This is a genomic window from Reyranella aquatilis, assembly GCF_020880995.1.
GTDB lineage: Bacteria > Pseudomonadota > Alphaproteobacteria > Reyranellales > Reyranellaceae > Reyranella > Reyranella aquatilis.
In genome coordinates, this window is record NZ_JAJISD010000007.1 from 327007 (window position 1) to 344959 (window position 17953).

Sequence of the window (17953 nt, forward strand, 5' to 3'; positions counted from 1 at the left end):
TCCCTCACTTCACGAACCGGATGACGCCCTTCATCCCGTCCTCGTAGTGGCCCGGGATGTCGCAGGCGAACTCGAGGTTGGACGTACGGGCGAAGGTCCAGACGAAGGTCGCGGTCTGGCCCGGGGCCACGGTGACGCCGCTGGAATGGGCCATGGCGGCCATCGAGGCGTGATCGTGCTGCCCCGTCTTCTGTCGCTCCATCATGTCGCGCATCATCTTTCGATGCTCGGCATGCTCGGCCACGGTGCCGATCAGCAGTTCGTGCGAATCGTGACCGTCGTTGCGCACCACGAAGCGGACGGTCTCGCCGTCGCGGACATCCAGGGACTTCAGGCTGAACGCATGGTCCGTGGCGACGACATCGATCACGCGCGTGACCTTGCCTGCCTGGCCGATCCTGCCGCCGCTCATGGCGTGGCCGGGACCGTGGGCCGACGCCGGCATGGCCGCAGCCAAAACCAGAGCGCCGACGAAGAAACGTCGCAACAACATGATGAACCTCCCGAGATCGAGAACCGCACAAACGAATGACGGTCTCAGGCTCGCGGAGGGGGCGGATCCTTGGTGAGGGCGACGCCGGTCATGAGGCGGGCACGCTCAGGCAGGTCGAGATGGACAGGCAATTGTACGCGACCGGCGGACGGCAGCGGCGGCAATGCATCGCCAACGGCCATCGACGGGCAGCATTGGCCGGCGGAGTGCTTGGCGGTCCCCTTGTCCGGACACTCCTTCGGCGGCGGCGCATGGTCGTGGCAATCCATGCCGGCCATCTGCTCCATCGGCGGCATCGCATGACTTGCCGTCGCCATCCCGAGCGGGGGCATGACGAAGGCTATCAGCGCGAGCAGCCACAGGAAGGAGCGGACGCGAACCATGTCAGCGCCGCCGGCTGTCCAGAACTTCGAGAATCTCGTCGATCTTGATCTGCCGGTCCTTCTCCGAGCCGGCATGGAAGGCGTGCGCCACGCAATGCTGCAGATGATCGCCCAGCGTCTCCTGCTCGACCTTGTCGAGCGCGGCGCGCACGGCGCGGATCTGGGTCAGCACGTCGATGCAGTAGCGTCCTTCCTCGATCATGCGGGCGACGCCGCGCACCTGGCCCTCGATCCGGCTGAGGCGCGCGAGCTGCGACTTCTTGAGCTTCTCGTCCATCCTTGAACCATACCCCCGTAGGGTATAGATAGCAAGCATGAGCCACGCCTGCTGCCACGGGTCCCACATCCCCGCCGCCGATCCCGCCATCGCCATCGACCCCGTCTGCGGGATGAAAGTGAAGATCGAGGGCGCGAAGAACACGACGGTGCATGAGGGGCAGACCTATTACTTCTGCAATCCAAAGTGCCTGCAGAAGTTCACCGCCGATCCGGTGCGCTACCTGAAGCCCGTGGCAGCCGAGACCGCGCCCCCGGTCGCGCCGGGCACGATCTTCACCTGTCCGATGCATCCCGAGATCCGCCAGGTCGGACCGGGAAGCTGCCCGATCTGCGGCATGGCGCTCGAACCTGCCGAGATCTCGCTCGACGACGGGCCGAACGAAGAGCTCGTGGACATGACCCGCCGGCTGTGGATCGGCGGGGCGCTCTCCGTGCCGCTGGTCGTGCTCGACATGGGCGGACATCTCTTCGATCTCCATCGCCTCCTGCCGCACGGCCTCGTGCCGTGGCTGCTGATGGCGCTGGCGACACCGGTGGTCCTGTGGGCCGGCGCGCCGTTCTTCGGGCGCGGCTGGCAGTCGGTTCGCACCGGCCATCTCAACATGTTCACCCTGATCGCGCTCGGCACCGGCGTCGCCTGGGCCTACAGCGTCGTGGCGACGATCTCGCCCGGCCTGTTTCCGGCCGGGCTCCGCGGCGCAGACGGAACGGTCCCGGTCTATTTCGAGCCGGCCGCCGTCATCGTCGTGCTGGTGCTGGTGGGCCAGGTCCTGGAACTGCGTGCCCGCGACGCGACCGGCGGCGCCATCAAGGCGCTGCTGGGACTGGCGCCGCGCACCGCCCTGCGCGTCGACGCCAACGGCAACGATGCCGAAGTCGCGATCGACCGGATCGCGGTCGGCGACCGGCTGCGCGTGCGGCCGGGCGAAAAGGTGCCGGTCGACGGCGCGATCGTCGAGGGCGCCGGCTCGGTCGACGAATCGAGCATCACCGGCGAGCCGATGCCGGTTTCCAAGGCGGTAGACGCCAAGGTGATCGGCGGCACGGTGAACGTGAGCGGCAGCTTCGTGATGCGCGCCGAACTGGTCGGCAGCGACACCATGCTGTCGCGCATCGTGAAGATGGTCGCCGAGGCGCAGCGCAGCCGCGCGCCGATCCAGCGCCTGGCCGACATCGTCGCCGGCTGGTTCGTGCCGACGGTCATCGCCGTTTCCGTGCTCGCCTTCGCCGCCTGGTCGATCTGGGGGCCCGCGCCGGCCTTCTCCTACGCGCTGGTCGCGGCGGTCTCCGTGCTGATCATCGCCTGCCCCTGCGCGCTGGGGCTCGCCACGCCGATGTCGATCATGGTGGGCGTTGGCCGCGGCGCCGCCGCGGGAATCCTGATCCGCAACGCCGAGGCGCTGGAGCGGCTTGAGAAGGTCGACACGCTGGTGGTCGACAAGACCGGCACCCTTACCCTCGGCAAGCCCACCCTGACCGCCGTCGACTCCCTCGGCGGCCTGCCGGAGTCCGAGATCCTGCGACTGGCCGCGAGCCTCGAACGCGGCAGCGAACATCCCATCGCCGCGGCGATCCTGGCCGGCGCCGAGGCGCGGGGCATCGCCTCCGCCGGCGTCGAGGACTTCGCCTCGCCCGCCGGCAAGGGCGTGTCGGGCCGCCTCGGCGGCCGTCGCCTGCTGCTCGGCAATGCCGCCCTCCTGCGCGAGGCCGGGATCGACGTCGCGGAGGCCGACGCGAGGGCCGATGCGATGCGCCAGGAGGGCGCCACGGTCGTCCTGCTGGCCGTCGACGGCATCGTCGAAGGGCTGCTGGCGGTGAGCGATCCGGTCAAGGACACGACGCCCGAAGCCCTGAGGCGCCTGCGCGAGGCCGGCATCCACATCGTCATGCTGACCGGCGACAACCGGCGCAGCGCCGCGGCGGTCGCCGCCCGGCTGGGCATAGAGGCGGTTGAGGCCGAGGTATTGCCCGAGGACAAGGCGCGGATCGTCCAGCGCCTGAAGGCCGGGGGCCGCGTAGTCGCCATGGCGGGCGACGGCATCAACGACGCCCCGGCCCTCGCGGCCGCCGATGTCGGCATCGCCATGGGCACCGGGACCGACGTCGCCATGGAGAGTGCCGGGGTTACCCTGGTGAAGGGCGACCTGCTGGGGATCGCCCGCGCCCGCCACCTCTCGCGGGCGACCATGGCCAACATCCGGCAGAACCTGTTCTTCGCCTTCGTCTACAACGCCGCCGGCGTGCCGATCGCGGCCGGCGTCCTCTATCCGTTCCTCGGGATCACGCTCAGCCCGATCCTGGCGGCGGCGGCCATGGCGCTCAGTTCGGTGAGCGTCATCGGAAATGCACTCCGACTGCGACGGCTGGAGATTTGATGCGGCTGCGAGATTTCTGGACGCGTCTGTCGCTTTACGCTTGATCCGGAGCCGGAGCGGCGGGAAATTGACTGCACCATGCGTCTGATCCACCGATCGCATCGCGCCGCCAACGCCGTCCGGACCGTGTCTCCGAGCGGCGAGCTGTTCGTTGCGTCGATCGTGATCTGCATGATCCTGGCGTCGTTCGGCGACGCGGTCGATCCGACGTGGCTCGGCGAAGCCGGGCTTGAGTTCGCCTTCTTCGATTTCGGCGGCGAGTTCTCGGTGCTGGCGATGCGCCACTGGCATTTGCTGGAGCTGTTGCTGGCCGGCGGCGCGATGGCGGCGGGGATCATGGTCCTGCGCATCGTGGTGGGCGCCTTCTTCCATCCGCTCGACCCCGTCCATCGGGACGCCGTCGAGAAAGTGCCGATAAAGCTCTGACGACTGACTGAACCACCGGCGACCGCCCTTCCTCGGGAAGCGCGGGGCGACGGCACTCATTCACTTGTTGTTGGAGACTTTCATGGAACTCGAACTGTTTTCGGGCGCATTCTTTTCCGCGCTCCTCGCCATCATCCTGATCGACCTCGTGCTCGCGGGCGACAACGCCCTCATCATCGGCCTGGTCGCACGCAACCTTCCCAAGGACAGCCAGAAGAAGGTCATCTTCTGGGGCACCTTCGGCGCCATCGCCATCCGCGCCCTGATGGCCATCCTCGTCGTCTACATCCTGGCTGTTCCGGGCTTCATGCTGGCGGGCGGTCTCGCCCTCGTCTGGATCGCGCGCAAGCTGCTGACGCCGCAGGACAAGGAAGAGGAAAGCCACCTCGTCAAGGCACCGGCCGCCAGTTTTGCTGCGGCGGTGCGCACCATCATCATCGCCGACGCGGTGATGGGCATCGACAACGTGCTGGCCATCGGCGGCGCGTCGCACGGCTCGATCCTGCTGATCCTGATCGGTCTGGCCATCAGCGTGCCGATCATCGTGTGGGGCAGCCAGCTCGTGATCAAGCTGGTCGACCGCTATCCGTCGGTCATCCTGGTCGGCGGCGCGGTGCTGTGCTGGACGGCCTACGGCATGATCGTGCGCGAGCCGATGCTGGTCGCCTGGTTCGAGGCGCATCCGGCCGCCAAGCTGGTGCTGGCGGTGCTGGCCTTCTCGATCGCCCTAGCGCCCTGGTACGCCGAACGCCTCAGCGAGCAGATGAAGCCGCTGACGGTGCTGCTGCCCGCGATGCTGATCTGGATGCTGGGCTTCGAGGCGGCGTCGAGCATCTGGAAGGTCCAGGTCGACTACCTGATGGCGACCACGCAGGGCGAATACATGCTCGAGGGCCTGCGCTGGATCGGCTGGCTGCCGTTCGCCGCCCTCTTCCTGTGGGTGCGCGAGCGCATGGTGCTGCGTAACGCCCGTCTGGCGCGCAGCGCTCAGTAGGGCTGAAATCGCACGGCTTGCGGGACTTGGGGTCGCGGCGTAGACCGCGCCCCATGATCCGCAAGCTGCTACCGCTTTTGGCGATGCTTTTGGCGCCGTCGGCCGCCTTCGCCGACGACGCTTCCTACTGCGCCGAACTTTCCCGCATCTATCGCCGCTATCTCAGTGGCCAGGGCAACGGCCAGCTCTTCCCCGACGTCGACGCCAGCGTGGCGATGAACGAATGCGCCAAGGGCAATTACGCCGCGGGCATCCCTCCGCTCGAGAAGAAGCTGCGCGACGCGCGCTTCACCCTTCCCAAGCGCGATTGACCGGTATCATCCGCCATTCGCGCCGAACGGGACGCGAAGGCCCTTTACGATACCGACAGCTCGGCGCCGGTCAGCCGGCGATAGGCTTCGAGGTAGCGCTTGCTGGTGGCCTCGACGACCTCGAGCGGCAGCTTGGGCGGCGGGGCTTCGCCGTTCCAGCGGCCCGCGTGGCGTTCGACGTCGAGCCAGTCGCGCAGCGGCTGCTTGTCGAAGCTGGGCTGCGGCCTGCCCTCGGCATAACCGTCGAGCGGCCAGAAGCGTGACGAATCCGGCGTCATTACCTCGTCGATCAGCAGGATTTTGCCGTCGGCGGTGCGGCCGAACTCGAACTTGGTGTCGGCAATGATGATGCCCCGCTTCAGCGCGACGTCGCGGCCGCGCGTGTAGACGAGGCGCGTCAGCCGCTCGAGCTCGGCGGTGACGTCGGCGCCCAGCGCCTTCTGCATCTGGCCGATGGTGATGTTCTCGTCGTGGCCACTCTCGGCCTTGGTCGCCGGGCTGAAGATCGGCGGATCGAGCCGGCCGCTTTCCTTCAGTCCGGTGGGCAGGGTCTCGCCGGCCAGGGTGCCCGCCTTGGCATATTCGCGCCAGGCCGAGCCGGTGATGTAGCCGCGGACCACGCACTCGATCGGGAAGACCGTGCCGCGCCGGCAGAGCATGGCGCGGCCGGCGATCGCGGCGCGGTGCCCCTTCAGCGCCGGCACGGCGGCGACGATCTCGTCGGCGGCGGCGGAGATCATGTGATGATCGACGAGATCGCCCAGCTGGCGGAACCACCAGGCGCTCACCTGGGTGAGAACGGCGCCCTTCTGCGGGATGGGCTCGGCCATCACCACGTCGTAGGCGCTCACCCGGTCGGTCGCGACCAGCAGCAACCGCTCCGCATCCACGGCATAGACATCGCGCACCTTGCCGCGCGCGATCCGCTCCAGCGGCAGGTCACTCACCGTCATCAGCATCGGCTTCAGCCTTCCTTGCGCATTTCCTCGAACACTTCCTTGGCGGTGAGCATGGCCTCGCGCACCGACGGCAGGCCGATATAGCCACAAAGATGCATCAGCGCCTCGGACAATTCGTCCTCCGTCCAGCCCTGGCGGCGGGCCATGCGCAGGTGGATGGCCAGCTCGGGCCAGCGCGCCTGGGCGGTGTCGGAGATGACGCAGATCAGTGTCTTCGTCTTGAGGTCGAGGCCGGGGCGCGACCACAGCATGCCGAAAACCGCCTCGCGGGCGTAGTCGCCGAATTTCTTCATCATCGGGTCGTCGTAGACCGACTTGTTCATGTCGGCGGCGAACTTCTCGCCCATCAGGCTGGCCCGGATCTCGCTGCCCTTCCTGTAGTTCTCGTTCTCGGCCATCGCTCCCTCCTTTGTGACGAAATCTGGACTGCAGCGTCCCGGAATTCGCGGGTAGGATCAATCGTTCGAAGGGGAGACACGTCGAGAAGATGGCCGCCAGCGGCACTGCAGTAGAACCCGCCGGCCGGCGGCGCCGGGCGGCGCTGACCCTGGCCGCCCTCGGCGTCGTGTTCGGCGACATCGGCACCAGCCCGCTCTACACGGTCAAGGAGTGCTTCAGCGAGTACACCGGCATCCAGCCGACGCACGACAACGTGCTGGGCATGCTGTCGCTCATCACCTGGGCGCTGATCGTCGTCGTCACGCTGAAATACGTCGTGGTGGTCATGCGCGCCGACAACAAGGGTGAGGGCGGCGTGCTGGCGCTGATGGCGCTGGTCGCCAGCCAGAACAACATTCCGACGAAGTGGCGTCGACGTCTCTACCTGATGCTGGGCATCGCCGGTGCCGCGCTGTTCTACGGCGACTGCCTGCTCACTCCCGCGATCTCGGTGCTGAGCGCCGTCGAGGGCCTGACAGTCGCCACGCCGGCCTTCCAGCCGATGATCATCCCGATCGCACTGGGCGTGATCGTCGCGCTTTTCTCGGTGCAGCATTTCGGCACCAGCGGCATCGGCCGGTGGTTCGGGCCGGTGACGCTGATCTGGTTCATGGTGATCGCGGTACTCGGCGCCCATCAGCTCGTGCAGCGGCCGGAGGTGCTGGCCGCGCTGTCGCCCCACCATGCGATCGGCTTCGCCCTGCGCGAGAAGTTCGTGGCCTTCGTGGCCCTGGGCGCGATCACGCTGGCGATCACCGGCGCGGAGGCGCTGTATGCCGACATGGGCCATTTCGGCGCCAAGCCGATCCGTCTCGCCTGGCTGGGTCTCGTCCTGCCGGCACTGCTGCTCAACTACTACGGCCAGGGCGCACTGATTCTTGCCGACCCGACCGCTCTGGCGAATCCTTTCTTCAATCTCGCTCCGGACTGGGCGCTCTATCCGCTGGTCGTCCTCGCCACCGCCGCCACAGTAATCGCCTCGCAGGCCACCATCTCGGGCGCCTTCTCCATGGCGAAGCAGGCCGCCCTGCTGGGCCTCAGCCCGCGCGTCCACATCCAGCACACGTCCGCCAGCGAGTTCGGGCAGGTCTACCTGCCGGTGGTGAACTGGCTGCAGCTCCTCGGCGTCGTCATCCTCGTGATGGCCTTCAAGTCCTCGACCAATCTCGCCTCCGCCTACGGCATCGCCGTTACAGGCACGATGCTGATCACCAGCACGCTGGTCTTCGTGATCGCGGTGCGCAAGTGGAACTGGGGCTGGCCGCTCAGCATCCTGGTGTTCGGCGCCTTCATGACGCTCGACCTCGCCCTGCTCTCCTCCAACATGCTGAAGTTCCTCGACGGCGGCTGGGTGCCGCTGGCGATCGCCGCCGTGATCTTCCTCTGCATGTGGACCTGGCTGACCGGCCGGGCCGCGGTGGCGAAGCGCGAGCAGGACGAGGCGCTGCCGCTCGAGGTGCTGCTGGAAAGCATCAACCCAGCGCGGGTGCACCGGCCGCAGGGAACGGCCGTCTACCTGACGGCCTTCTCCGGCAACGCGCCGCGTTGCCTGATGCACAATCTCAAGCACAACGAGGTATTGCACGAGCATGTGGTGCTTCTGAGCATTGAGGTGCCCGACATCCCCTTCGTTTCGCCGGAAGGACGCAGTCAGGTCACCCATCTTGGCAAGGGCGTGCATCGCGTGGTGATGCACTACGGCTTCATGGAGCAGCCCGACGTGCCGAACGACCTCGCGCTCCTGGAAGACAAGGGCATTCCGTTCGATCCGATGCGGACGTCCTACTTCGTGGGCCGCAACAGCTTCGTGAGCGCCGACAAGCCGCTCTTGCCGCGCTGGCAGCAGAAGCTCTTCCTCACCCTGTCGCGGTTCGCCGCCAGTGCAGGCGACTTCTTCGGCCTGCCTGCCAACCGCGTGGTCGAACTGGGCAGCCGCATCGAGATCTGACTCTAGGCGTCGAACCCCGACAGCGCGATCGCGTCCTGGGCGGGCGGCTGCAGGCCGCGCGACAGGAGATCGCCCAGCCGCGCGAAGATGCGGCCCGCCTCGGTGCACCCGACATCCTGCGTCACCGCCTCGGCCGCGATGTTGAGAAGCGCGTTACCGGCAAGGTCGCGACACTCCGGCGGCAGTCCTTCGACGGCGTCGGCGATCACGCGCATCGCGTGCTGCAGGTCGGACAGGCGATCGGGCATCGGTGCGGTCATGCAATCGGCCATCAGTTGAGACGCCCGGCCGCTGCGCCCGCCGCCGGCGCAAGCCTGAGGCCCGCGCCCGCCAGGGCGACGGCGAAGGCCTTGAGGCGGACGGCGGCAACGCGCGAGGCGGTGGGCGCCATCATGATGTCGAGCGAGGCGAGCAGCGATCGGTCGTGATCGGCCTGGGCGAGCCCGCACAGCGCCACCAGCACGGCCTCGTCTCGGCTGACGCTGGAGCAGGTCGGCACGTGGATTTCCATGGCGCGGCGTGCGCCGAACAGGAACGCATCCATGGCGATCACGAAATCCGGCAGCACCTCGAGCAGGCCCGCCACCTTGAAGCCGCGGTGGAGGATCGAGCCTTCGCCCGGCAGCGCACGGTCCTGCAGCCACTGGCGAAGCGCCCAGAGCACGAAGCGCTCGCCGACCGGCAGCGCGCAGGCGCAATCGAACCGGCCGCAGCCGGGCTTGAGGCCTTGCTGGGCGCTAGACTCTTGTTGTTGCGTGAATTCCATCGCCTCACCACTGCTGAAGGACCTTGACCGGAGTGGTAGTTTATGCAATTGAGACTCGTTCGCAACTCAAAAGGATGTGCAGGGGAGATGAGCGAGATGAGCCGCCCGTTTCGGACCGACGAAACGCAGCGCGACAGGCCGGAACTGACGATGCCGGCGGTGGAGAGTGTCGCGATCCTGCAGGGGCGCCGCGAGGTCCTCATCCGCCATGGCGCTGAACTGTATCGCCTGCGCCTCACCGCCTCGAACAAGCTCATCCTGACCAAGTGATCGAAGACCCCGAGGGGCCATCCCTCCTCGGCTAAACTGCCCAGCCAGCCGGTCCCTTCGCGGGCCCCCGCGAGCCAGGCGTCCTTTTTATCTTGGGGACCCGGCTCAAATGAAAACCCGCAGACTGCTCTATGCGCTGATGGCGACAACCGCCCTCGGGGCGCCTTCCCTCACGCCCGCCTGGGCGCAGGCCCAGACCGCGCCGCCCTCCGCCGACCCGACCCAGCCCGCACCCGCCACCCAAGGCGTGCCGACCCAGCTCGATGCCGTGACGACCGCCGCCATGCGCAGCCGGCGCCCGCTCGACGACGTGCCGGCCACCGTGTCGGTGATCACGACCGAGAACATCGATCGCGAAAACATGCAGGACGTTCGCGACCTCGTGCGCAACGAGCCGGGCGTCACCGTCGGCAACAATCCCAATCGCGCCGGCTTCCAGAATTTCGTGATCCGCGGCATCGGCGGCAACCGCGTGCTGCTCATGGTCGACGGCATGCGCACGCCCGACTTCCCCGACAGCAACCAGGGCGCCGGCACCTATTCGCGCGAACAGCCCGACCTCGAGGACATCAAGCGCGTCGAGATCATCCGCGGCCCCGCCTCCGCACTCTACGGTTCGGACGCGATCGGCGGCGTTGTGGCCTACACGACCAAGGATCCCGGCGATTACTTCCGTGACGGCAAGAACGTCTATGCCAGCGCCAAGGCTGCCTACAGCGGCGCCAACCAGCAGTTCACCGAATCGTTCACCGGCGCGGTTCGCTCGGGCAACGTCGAGTTCATGGGCATCTACACGAGGCGCGACGGTCAGGAGTACCAGCCGGCCCAGACGACGATCAGCCCGAACCCCACGACCTGGTACAACAACAACTTCTTCGCCAAGCTTGTGATCAAGCCGACCGAGGTCGACACGATCCGGCTCACCGGCTCGTACAACCAGAGCGGACAGAGCACCAACGTCCTCAGCGCCGTCGGCACCTTCCCCAGCCTGTTCGCTCGGGTCTACGACGAATGGGGACAGGACTATACGAACACCTATCGGATAAGCGCCCAGTGGGAGCACAACGCGCCGATCGGCTTCGTCGACCGGCTGAGCTTCCTCGCCTATTTCAACTCCGTCTATACCCAGGCCGATACCTATACGCTGCGCGGCGGAGTCACCAGCGTCGTCCCGAGCAATGCCCGCACCTCGCAGTTCTACTACACGCAGAACGTCACCGGTGCCGAGCTGCAGATGCACACCGATCGCGAGATCGGCGGCCTCGACAACTTCTTCACCTACGGACTGAGCTTCTCGTGGACGACCACGACCCGGCCGCGCAACCGCACACAGATCACGCTGGCGACCGGCGCCACGACGAACTCCGTGGGCGGCGAACTCTATCCGAACAAGAACTTTCCCGATACCGACACGGTCCAGGCCGGCATCTACGTTCAGGACGAGATCAGCGCACTGGGCGGTCGTCTGAAGATCACGCCGGCGGTGCGTCTCGACTACTACAACATGACGCCCAATCCCGATAAGTACTTCTGGAACTCCACGGGCGCTACGCTCAACGCCGTGCCCTCGGCCACCACCTATGTTTCGGCCTCGCCCAAGCTCGGCCTGTTGTACCATTTCAACGATACCTATTCGGGCTACTTCCAGTATGCGACGGGTTTCCGCGCGCCGCCGTACGACAACGCGAACTTCGGCTTCACCAATGCCGCATCGTTCTACCAGATCCTGCCCAACGCCAACCTGAAGCCGGAGACCGCCAACTCCTTCGAAGTCGGCTTCCGCGGCAAGTACGAGAACGGCTCGAGCTGGCAGCTCACCGGCTTCTACAATCTCTACAACAACTTCCTCGAAACCACCGTCGTCGGCATGGTGGGTCCGGTCACGCAGTACCAGTACGTCAACCTCACCAACGTGACGATCTGGGGCATCGAGGCGCGCGGCGAGTACCGCTTCGCCCCGGAATGGGCCGTTGCCGGCTGGACGGCCTTCGCGCAGGGCACCGACACGAGAACCGGCCTGCCGGTCGACTCGGTGTCGCCCTGGACCACGCAGGCCCGCATCCGCTACGGCTTCGACAAGGGCCTCGTGGCGCAGCTCATCGGTACGGTGGCGGCCGCGCACACCGCCGTCAGCAACCCGACCTACTTCCAGGCACCGGCCTACTTCAACCTCGACGCCACCGTCGGCTACGTCATCAACGATCACTTCAAGATCAACGCCGGCGCCTTCAACATCACCAACGCCAAGTACTGGAACGCGCCGGACACGATCGGCATCACGCCGACCAATCCGCAGCTCGATCTCTATGCCCAGCCCGGCCGGTACTTCGGCGTCAACCTTCTGGCCAAATGGTAGTCCCGGCAGCCCTCTCTGCCGAGCGACTGCCGGCGCCACCGGCACGCGGTCCGCGCGTGCCGGTGGCGTTGTCGCTTGCCCTGCACGGGCTGGCCATCGTTCCTCTTTTTCTCGCCGGCATGTCCGGCAGCAGCGCCAGCGACGACCAGCCGGCGTTGATGGTCGAGCTCTCGCTGGCCGCGCCGACTCCCGGTCCCGCCGCGGAAGCCAACCAACCCGATCCGACTCCCGAGCCGCTCCTCCAACCCGAACCGCCGACGCCTCCGGTCGAGAAAGCCGAGACGACGACGCCTCCCGAGCCGGAGCCGCCCCCTCCGCAAGAGGTTGCGGCCGTGGAGCCCGAGATCAAGGTCGAGGTTCCGCCACCGGATGAGCCGCCGCCGCCGACCGCCGCCGAGATGAAGCCGGTCGAAGTGCCCAAGCCCCGGCCGCCGCAGCCCAAACCGGCCGCCGCGCCACGCCCGACGGCACAGGCCGCCGTCACGAAGGCGCCCTCGCCCGATGCCGGCAACGCCAGCCTCACGCAGCAGGCGGCGGCGTCCTCCTCGTCGCTCATCGTGTTCGAGGGCAAGCCGCGCTATCGCGTGCCGCCGACGCCTGCGGTCTATCCACCGCGCTCCATTGAACTCGGCCAGCAGGGCGAGGTGCTGGTGCGCGTGCGTCTCCAGCCCGACGGCGCCGCCGCCGAGATCGTCCTGTGGCGCAGCAGCAACTTCCCCCTGCTCGACCGCTCGGCGCTGGCCGCGGTGCGCGGCTGGCAATTCCTTCCCGCCCTGCGCGACGGCCGGCCGGTCGCCGCCTGGGTGGAAATCCCCGTTCGTTTTCATCTCCGTTGAAAGGACTGCCCATGCTCTCGCCCTCGAACTCCGACCTCGCCGCCCGCTGGAGCCGCCTGCGCAGCGAGAAGCCCGCCCTGCGCATCCGCGACGCCGCCGCGACACTGGGCGTCGGCGAGGCCGAACTGGTGGCGCTCGGTGTCGGTCAGACCGCGACGCCGCTCGTCGCCGACTGGCGCGGCATCCTGAACGACATGCCGGGCGTCGGCCGCGTGATGTGCCTGACGCGCAACGAGCATTGCGTGCACGAGCGCCATGGCCGCTTCGAGGACGTCGACGTGAAGGGCCCGCATGGCATCGTTCTCGGCACGGACATCGACCTGCGCCTGTTCCTCGGACAGTGGAAGCATGCCTTCGCGGTGCGCGAACCGCTGAAGCAGGGCGAGCGCCTCAGCCTGCAGTTCTTCGATGCAGCCGGCGAAGCCGTGCACAAGATCTACGCCACCGACGAAACCGACCGTCCGGCCTTCGACACGCTGATCGCGCGCTACGCGGCCGCGACGCCGCCCGAGCTGAAGATCGTGGCCCGCGCGTCCGAAACCGCCGACCGTCCCGATTCCGAGATCGACCTGGAGGGGCTGCGCACGGCCTGGCGGGGCATGAAGGACACCCATGAATTCTTCGGCATGCTGGGCAAGTTCAAGGTCGGCCGCGTCCAGGCGCTGCGCCTGGTCGGCGAGGATCTGGCGCGCGAGCTGCCGGCGCGGTCGCTGCGCTCGGCCTTCGAGGCTGCGGCGGCCGACGGCACGCCCGTCATGGTCTTCGTCGGCAACCGCGGCTGCATCCAGATCCATAGCGGGCCGGTGAAGCGCCTGGTGGCCACGCCCGGCTGGTTCAACGTGCTCGATCCCGACTTCAACCTGCACCTGCGCGACGACGGCGTCGCCCGTGTCTTCTCGGTCCGCAAGCCCACCGAGGACGGCATCGTGACCTCACTCGAGGCGTTCGACGCGGACGGCCGCAACATCCTGCTGATGTTCGGCGCCCGCAAGCCGGGCAAGCCCGAGCTCGAGGACTGGCGGGCCATCGTGGCGCGTGTCGAGAAGCAGGCGGCGTCGTGATGAAGCGCCGCACCGTCCTCGGACTGGGCGCCGTCGCGGCCGCCGCCACGGCGCTCCCGGTCCATGCGCAACGGCCGCCGCGGATCGTGTCGGTCGGCAGCGCCATCACCGAGATCGTCTATGCGCTGGGCGCCGAGAACATGCTGGTCGGCGTCGACACGACCAGCCTCTATCCGGAGGCGGCGCGCGCGCTGCCCCAGGTCGGCTACATGCGCGCCCTTTCGGCGGAGGGCGTGCTGTCGCTCAAGCCGACGCTGATCATCGCGACGACCGCGGCCGGACCGCCCGGCGCGCTCGACCAGCTCAAGGCGACGGGTATCGAGATCATGGTCCTGCCCGACCACTACGACTACGACAGCGTCGTCGCCAAGATCGCGGCGGTCGGCAAGGTAACCGGCAAGGTCGCGGAAGCCGACGCGATGATCGCCCGGGGCCGCGACGCCATGAAATCGCTGGCAGCGACGCTCGCCAGGACGACCCGTCATCCGCGCGTCCTGTTCCTGCTCTCCATGACCGGCGGCGCCCCGCAGGCCGCGGGCCGCGACACCGCCGCGGCCGGCATCATCAAGCTGGCGGGCGGCGTCAATGCGATCGATGGCTATGCGGGCTACCGGCCGTTGACGCCGGAATCGGTCCTCGCCTCCAACGCCGATTACGTGCTGGTGACGCGTCAAACGGTGCAGGCGATGGGCGGCCGGCAGGCGATCCTCGACCAGCCCTCGCTCAACCGCACGCCCGCGGGCAAGGCCGGCCGGCTCATCGAGTTCGATACGCTGCTCCTGCTGGGCTTCGGCCCGCGGACCCCGGAGGCGGCGACCGAACTGGCGATGGCGCTGCATCCGGAACTCGCCCGCGCGCCGTGAAAATGACCGCGCTCGCCCTCCGTCGGCCGATTCCCCTGTTCGCGCTGGCCGCCGTGGCCAGCGTGGTCGCGAGCCTCTGCATCGGCGCGTTTCCGGTGGGACCGGGCCAGATCCTGTCGGCCCTCGGCCTGTCGAGCGCGCCGCTCGACGACACGACGGCGGCGGTCCTCTATGCCATCCGTGCGCCGCGGGTCGTCGCGGCCTTCGCCGTCGGCGCCGCGCTGGCGGCCGGGGGCGCGGCGATGCAGAGCCTGTTCCGCAACCCGCTGGCCGATCCTGGCCTGCTGGGCGTGTCGAGCGGCGCCGCGCTCGCGGCGGTCGCGACGATCGTGCTGGGCGAGCGGGTGATGCACGTCGTACCGCCGGAGCTGCGGCCCTGGTCGCTCCCGGTCGCGGCTTTCCTCGGGGGACTGGCGGCCACCGTCCTCGTCTATCGCATTGCCGCGCGCGAGGGCGTGACGCTGGTGGGCACCCTGCTGCTGGCCGGCATCGCCATCAACGCGCTCACCTCGGCCGGCATCGGCATGCTGGTCTTCGTGGCCGACGACCAGCAGCTCCGCACCCTGATCTTCTGGACGATGGGCGGCTTCGGCTCGGTCACCTGGGTGGCGATCGTACCCGCACTATTGATCCTTGCCATCAGCGTGCCGACCCTGCTGCCGACCGCGCACCTGCTCGATGCGCTGGCGCTGGGCGAGCGCGAGGCCGGTCATGTCGGCGTCGACGTCGAACGCCTGAAGAAGCGGCTGGTGGCCCAGGTGGCGCTGGCCGTCGGCGCAGGCGTGGCGATCTCGGGCATCGTGGGCTTCGTCGGCCTGATCGCGCCGCACATCGTTCGTCTGCTGCTCGGTCCCTCGCACCGCACCCTCCTCCCGGCCGCCGCCCTGTTCGGCGGCGCCTTCCTCGTTCTCGCCGACGCGCTGGCGCGGACCATGGTGTCGCCGGCCGAACTGCCGATCGGCGTGCTCACCGCATTGGTCGGCGGCCCGTTCTTCCTCTGGCTGCTGGCGAGCCGCGCCGCGCGGGGTGGACTGTGAAAATGCTCCAGGCGATCGGCATCGAGGTCCGCGCGCGCGCCCGGACCCTGTTGCGCGACGTCTCGCTCGAAGTGGCGCCGGGCGAGTTCGTGGCGATCATCGGTCCCAACGGCGCAGGCAAGAGCACACTGCTCAACGCCCTGGCAGGCGACCGCCCCCTGAGCTCGGGCGAGATCCTGCTCGATGGCCGGCCGTTCGGTCAGTGGAGCAAGCGCGAACTGGCGAGACGCCGCGCCGTGCTGCCGCAGCACTCGGCGGTGGCCTTCGACTTCACCGGCCTGCAGATCGCCATGCTGGGATTGCTCGCCTTCCGCGGCAGCCTGTCGGAACGCGAGATGCAGGCGCTGGCCGAAAGGGCGCTCGCCGAGACCGAGGCGCTGGCCTTCGCCGACCGGCCCTACACCGTTCTGTCCGGCGGCGAACGCCAGCGCGTGCAGCTTGCCCGCGTGCTGGCCCAATGCGACGCCGATCCGGCGGCCACGCCGTTCCTGTTGCTCGACGAGCCGATCACCGGCCTCGATCTCTCGCACCAGCATGCCGCCCTCGCCAGCGCACGGCGACGCGTCGATCGTGGACTGGGCGTGCTCGCCGTCCTGCACGATCTCAACATGGCGGCGCGCTATGCCGACCGCGTGGGCATCGTCGAGGACGGGCGTGTGACCAATCTGGGACCGACGCGCGAAACGCTCGCTCCCGATCGTCTGTCGCACGTCTTTGCGACGCCGATCGTGCGAATCGAGACTGGCAGTGGGACTGCATTCTTGAGCCCCGGCTGATTCACCGTGAATCGGTGTTCAATCCGACATAAACCCGCCGGATTCGGTCGATGATATGATGCTTCAGCCAGAACTCAGATTTCTGACCGCGGGCATCCATGGGCGAACGCCCCATTCTCTTGACGACGACGCGTCTCGGCGTGCGCCCCCTCGGCGTGCGTGGCGAACCGCTGCATTCGGTGGCGGGCCAGCTTCTCTCGGTCATCCGCCGACGGCTGGGCGATGGGACGGCCGAGCTGCTGGCCGATCCGCAACTTCGCGAATCCGGCGATGGCATCGACTGGTATGCGCATCGGGGCGGCACGGTCCAGCGTCTCTCGAAATTGAGTGACTACGAACGCGCGGAGATCCTGCACAAGGCGGAAGAACGGCTCGCTGCCATCCGTGCCCTCGGCGCACAGCTCAAAGGGTCGGAGACCAGCGAGGAAGCGCGGCTGATCGGCCGAGCCCTCGAACTCTCGACGTCGCGTCCCTCGGACGATTTCGTGTTCGTGGTCGATGGGCAGCCGGTGATCGTCGCCTGGGGGTACGAGGCCGACGCCGCCGCGAGCCTGCAGCAAGCCTTCACGCTGGCCACGGTGCCGCCGGCTGCCACGCCGCAGGCCGTGTTCGCCAGCGCACCGGCCGCCGCCCTGCCCGCGACGCGCATCGTCGGATGGGCCCCGTGGTTCAGCGCCTTGCTGTTCGGACTGCTCCTGCTGCTCCTGCTGCTGCTGACCTCGTGGATGCTGCGGGCCTGCGCGCCGGTCGACCCGACGCTGAATGTCGCCACGCTGGAGACGCCGGCGCCGCCTGCCCCGGAGGCGCCCCCCGATCCGACGCCGCTGCTGAAGGCCGCGCTCGATTCGGCGGGCGACGAGGAACGCAAGGTCAAGGCGGAGCTCGTGGCGCTGCAGGCCGAGCTCAAGGACAAGCTCGAACAGTGCAAGCCGATCGAGCCCCCCAAGCCACCGCCGGCCCCGCCGCCCGTGGCCAAGGTCGATCCGCCCAAGCCGGCGCCTCCGCCGGCTCCGAAGCCACAGCCGCCGCAGCAGGCCTCCGCGCCGCCGGTCAACCGGCCGCCGCCGGGCCAGCTCCCTTGCGACTGGTCGGGCGATTCGGGCGGCGAGGGCGTGACGCGCAACAAGCACTATCTCGGCGACAAGCCGGGCTTTGTGGCGCTCAACTACCAGCTCTTCGTGCGGCCCGACGACATCAAGGTCATGTATCGCGGGCAGAACATCGCCGGCACCGGCGGCCCGCGCAGCGGTCGCGGCGGCTTCGGCTTCGACTGGAACCCCGTCGCGGGGGATTATTCGGTCGACGTGATCGTAACGGGTGAACAATGGGGCACGCGCTGGAACTACGCGATTTCCTGCCCGCGGGCCGGCAGACGGTGAGGA

The 17953-nt window shown here is 68.2% G+C and carries 20 protein-coding genes; 13 read left to right on the forward strand and 7 right to left on the reverse strand.

Going from position 1 to position 17953, the window contains the following annotated elements; translation table 11 throughout:
• Nucleotides 1-4: 4 nt before the first annotated feature.
• From LJ725_RS17885 to LJ725_RS17895, 3 genes are read right to left on the reverse strand one after another with little or no spacing between them, the layout of a single operon-like run.
• Entirely contained in the window at nucleotides 5-493 is a 489-nt protein-coding gene (locus LJ725_RS17885; RefSeq protein WP_230551999.1) for a cupredoxin domain-containing protein, read from the reverse strand.
• 44 nt (nucleotides 494-537) lie between these two features.
• On the reverse strand, nucleotides 538-876 hold the full coding sequence (locus tag LJ725_RS17890) for a hypothetical protein (RefSeq protein WP_230552000.1): 339 nt from the start codon (nucleotides 874-876) through the stop codon (nucleotides 538-540).
• A 1-nt stretch (nucleotide 877) separates the two neighbouring features.
• Nucleotides 878-1153 (reverse strand): metal-sensitive transcriptional regulator, encoded by a 276-nt coding sequence (locus LJ725_RS17895; RefSeq protein ID WP_230552001.1) that lies wholly within the window; start codon nucleotides 1151-1153, stop codon nucleotides 878-880.
• A 37-nt stretch (nucleotides 1154-1190) separates the two neighbouring features.
• Here LJ725_RS17895 and LJ725_RS17900 point away from each other — a divergent pair, with 37 nt between their 5' ends.
• The 4 genes from LJ725_RS17900 (at nucleotide 1191) to LJ725_RS17915 (ending at nucleotide 5261) form a co-directional block, all read left to right on the forward strand.
• On the forward strand, nucleotides 1191-3530 hold the full coding sequence (locus tag LJ725_RS17900; RefSeq protein WP_230552002.1) for a heavy metal translocating P-type ATPase: 2340 nt from the start codon (nucleotides 1191-1193) through the stop codon (nucleotides 3528-3530).
• A 78-nt stretch (nucleotides 3531-3608) separates the two neighbouring features.
• Nucleotides 3609-3956 (forward strand): hypothetical protein, encoded by a 348-nt coding sequence (locus tag LJ725_RS17905; protein ID WP_230552003.1) that lies wholly within the window; start codon nucleotides 3609-3611, stop codon nucleotides 3954-3956.
• Nucleotides 3957-4038: 82 nt separating this feature from the next.
• Nucleotides 4039-4950, forward strand: coding sequence for a TerC family protein (locus tag LJ725_RS17910; protein ID WP_230552004.1), 912 nt, complete (start codon nucleotides 4039-4041; stop codon nucleotides 4948-4950).
• Between the two features lie 53 nt (nucleotides 4951-5003).
• Nucleotides 5004-5261 (forward strand): hypothetical protein, encoded by a 258-nt coding sequence (locus tag LJ725_RS17915; RefSeq protein WP_230552005.1) that lies wholly within the window; start codon nucleotides 5004-5006, stop codon nucleotides 5259-5261.
• Between the two features lie 44 nt (nucleotides 5262-5305).
• Here the strand turns inward: LJ725_RS17915 and LJ725_RS17920 are convergent, their stop codons facing one another.
• Both LJ725_RS17920 and LJ725_RS17925 read right to left on the reverse strand, forming a co-directional pair.
• Entirely contained in the window at nucleotides 5306-6220 is a 915-nt protein-coding gene (locus tag LJ725_RS17920) for a phosphoribosylaminoimidazolesuccinocarboxamide synthase (RefSeq protein ID WP_230552006.1), read from the reverse strand.
• 5 nt (nucleotides 6221-6225) lie between these two features.
• On the reverse strand, nucleotides 6226-6618 hold the full coding sequence (locus LJ725_RS17925) for a carboxymuconolactone decarboxylase family protein (protein ID WP_230552007.1): 393 nt from the start codon (nucleotides 6616-6618) through the stop codon (nucleotides 6226-6228).
• An 89-nt stretch (nucleotides 6619-6707) separates the two neighbouring features.
• On the opposite strand from LJ725_RS17925, the gene LJ725_RS17930 reads away from it, so the two are divergent.
• Entirely contained in the window at nucleotides 6708-8606 is a 1899-nt protein-coding gene (locus LJ725_RS17930) for a potassium transporter Kup (RefSeq protein ID WP_230552008.1), read from the forward strand.
• A gap of 2 nt (nucleotides 8607-8608) precedes the next feature.
• On the opposite strand, the gene LJ725_RS17935 is transcribed toward LJ725_RS17930, so the two are convergent.
• Complete coding sequence (locus tag LJ725_RS17935; protein WP_230552009.1) at nucleotides 8609-8878, reverse strand: hypothetical protein; 270 nt, start codon at nucleotides 8876-8878, stop codon at nucleotides 8609-8611.
• On the reverse strand, nucleotides 8878-9372 hold the full coding sequence (locus LJ725_RS17940) for a hypothetical protein (RefSeq protein WP_230552010.1): 495 nt from the start codon (nucleotides 9370-9372) through the stop codon (nucleotides 8878-8880). The genes LJ725_RS17935 and LJ725_RS17940 overlap by 1 nt, the downstream gene beginning before the upstream one ends.
• 96 nt (nucleotides 9373-9468) lie before the next feature.
• Here LJ725_RS17940 and hemP point away from each other — a divergent pair, with 96 nt between their 5' ends.
• The 8 genes from hemP (at nucleotide 9469) to LJ725_RS17980 (ending at nucleotide 17950) form a co-directional block, all read left to right on the forward strand.
• A complete protein-coding gene (gene hemP / locus LJ725_RS17945) occupies nucleotides 9469-9642 on the forward strand; it encodes a hemin uptake protein HemP (RefSeq protein ID WP_230552011.1) in 174 nt (57 codons plus the stop codon).
• A 109-nt stretch (nucleotides 9643-9751) separates the two neighbouring features.
• Nucleotides 9752-11998, forward strand: a complete 2247-nt coding sequence (locus LJ725_RS17950; RefSeq protein ID WP_230552012.1) for a TonB-dependent hemoglobin/transferrin/lactoferrin family receptor — start codon at nucleotides 9752-9754, stop codon at nucleotides 11996-11998.
• Complete coding sequence (locus tag LJ725_RS17955) at nucleotides 11992-12834, forward strand: energy transducer TonB (protein ID WP_230552013.1); 843 nt, start codon at nucleotides 11992-11994, stop codon at nucleotides 12832-12834. The genes LJ725_RS17950 and LJ725_RS17955 overlap by 7 nt, the downstream gene beginning before the upstream one ends.
• A gap of 11 nt (nucleotides 12835-12845) precedes the next feature.
• On the forward strand, nucleotides 12846-13895 hold the full coding sequence (locus tag LJ725_RS17960) for a hemin-degrading factor (RefSeq protein ID WP_230552014.1): 1050 nt from the start codon (nucleotides 12846-12848) through the stop codon (nucleotides 13893-13895).
• Nucleotides 13895-14758 carry a heme/hemin ABC transporter substrate-binding protein gene (locus LJ725_RS17965; RefSeq protein WP_230552015.1) on the forward strand — a complete coding sequence of 288 codons (864 nt, stop codon included), beginning with the start codon at nucleotides 13895-13897 and terminating at the stop codon, nucleotides 14756-14758. Before LJ725_RS17960 ends, LJ725_RS17965 begins: the two co-directional genes overlap by 1 nt.
• Nucleotides 14759-14760: 2 nt before the next feature.
• The gene (locus LJ725_RS17970; RefSeq protein ID WP_230552016.1) at nucleotides 14761-15795 is read left to right on the forward strand and encodes a FecCD family ABC transporter permease; all 1035 of its coding nucleotides are present in this window, start codon (nucleotides 14761-14763) and stop codon (nucleotides 15793-15795) included.
• Nucleotides 15796-15797: 2 nt separating this feature from the next.
• Nucleotides 15798-16571, forward strand: a complete 774-nt coding sequence (locus LJ725_RS17975; protein ID WP_230552017.1) for a heme ABC transporter ATP-binding protein — start codon at nucleotides 15798-15800, stop codon at nucleotides 16569-16571.
• A 98-nt stretch (nucleotides 16572-16669) separates the two neighbouring features.
• A complete protein-coding gene (locus tag LJ725_RS17980) occupies nucleotides 16670-17950 on the forward strand; it encodes a hypothetical protein (RefSeq protein ID WP_230552018.1) in 1281 nt (426 codons plus the stop codon).
• Nucleotides 17951-17953 lie beyond the last annotated feature (3 nt).